Below are 581 nucleotides of genomic sequence, written 5' to 3'. Positions count from 1 at the left end.
GTAACGGTTGGCTGACGGGTTATCCCAATGCGCAAGATCGTTAAAGCGATTGTTAATCATCGCCAGCGTTTTGCGTAAGTTGTCTTGACGGCTCTCGCCGCGTGCCAAATTGGCAAAGTTCGTGGTCAGCCGCGTACTGTTTGCGGGCTGATAATTTTCATCGAAGCGAATGCTGGATATGGTATAGGTAAATGGCTGTGTCATGATACTCCCCTACTGCGCTGTCTTTATAGCACTTGATATTGTATGGGATAGATCATACCTAAATTACAACATGAATAAAAACGATAGTATTTTAAGATAAGATGAATTTAATTCAGTTCTCTGATATGTGTTGAATTTATAGGAGGAAACATAAACGGTAATAATATTTTTTTCTTAAAAACAGAAAGTAATAGAAAAGTTATTCCGATAATTACCATTACCATAAAAAACCCCGCTACTAAATTCATAGTAGCGGGGTTTTGTTTTTAGCACTGGCCATTATTGTACTTATAGTAGCGACTTATGCGCCAAATACTTTCATGCGTTCATCTAATGGCTTGAACTCTTTTTCGCCAGCTGGCTGTTCAATAGCACCG

The 581-nt window shown here is 39.1% G+C and carries 1 protein-coding gene; it reads right to left on the bottom strand.

Annotated features, from left to right (window positions below):
- Positions 1 to 204, bottom strand: a 204-nt coding sequence (locus tag ACTXGO_RS15950) for a putative oxygenase MesX (RefSeq protein WP_443575210.1), incomplete at its 3' end; no start/stop codon positions are given.
- Between the last annotated feature and the right edge of the window lie 377 nt (positions 205 to 581).

The organism is Psychrobacter sp. T6-1, assembly GCF_052258445.1.
This window is presented reverse-complemented; position numbering and strand designations above follow the sequence as displayed.